This window comes from Corallococcus sp. AB049A, from assembly GCF_003668885.1.
In the GTDB taxonomy this organism is placed as follows: Bacteria; Myxococcota; Myxococcia; order Myxococcales; family Myxococcaceae; genus Corallococcus; species Corallococcus interemptor.
Map to the genome: position 1 here is coordinate 1 of NZ_RAWL01001002.1, position 473 is coordinate 473.

General features: G+C 39.3%; 1 protein-coding gene. It reads left to right on the plus strand.

Annotation, left to right across the window (positions count from 1 at the left end):
• On the plus strand, window positions 1-240 hold a 240-nt coding region (locus D7X55_RS45090), incomplete at its 5' end, for a hypothetical protein (protein WP_233610426.1).
• Window positions 241-473: the final 233 nt, after the last annotated feature.

The following is a 473-nucleotide window of genomic DNA, read 5'->3' on the forward strand; positions in this document are numbered from 1 at the left end:
GTATCAAGAGAAGACCTGGAGAATCGCACATTTGACAATGTAGAACACAGTTTGATTATTTTCCCCACCTGTAGCCTTGCAAAAGCGGTGTTGCTATTCAAGGTAGCCAGGACGTCAATGCTAGCAATCGTAGATTTGGATGGAAAACTAACAGCAGTTGTGTCTCGCGAAGCAGAAAGGAAAAAGCTCACCGAGGCAGTTCTGGCTAATCGACTCTTTTTGCGCAACATTCCTCGGTGACAAAATGAAATAAATATATTAGCCATTGTGAAATGAGATATAATAGTTTGCTTGTTACGATTTTTTGCATTCACACATTTGCTGGAGTGAGTCTCAAAGAGTGGGTTGCATGGGAAAAAGTGCTTGGCACTGTGTTTCTTTTTGTAGATCTTTCTAATGCAAAAATAGAAACTAGTACCAATACAATTTTATGTCTGACCCATAATCCAATCCCTCCGTACACAAAATAAAAT